We start from the raw sequence: 239 nt of genomic DNA, 5'->3' as shown, positions 1-239 counted from the left end.
ACGAGGCCGATCCGGTCACCGGGGCCGATGCGCAGCACCGTGTCGGGCGCCGCCAGCAGGGTCCGGGCGCCCGCGCGGACTTCGAGGTCAGTGGCGGTGATCATGACCAATCGAGTCTACGGTCCGCACTGGGCGGGTCTGAAATCGTTCGCCGCGCCGCCTCGCTACCCTGAGCGCCATGTCCACCGGTGCCCCGCACGCGACCGCCGACCTCGCTGTCATCGGCGCGGGACCGGCGG

Source organism: Gordonia sp. UBA7599 (genome assembly GCA_002477755.1).
Lineage (GTDB): Bacteria > Actinomycetota > Actinomycetes > Mycobacteriales > Mycobacteriaceae > Gordonia.
This window is presented reverse-complemented; position numbering follows the sequence as displayed.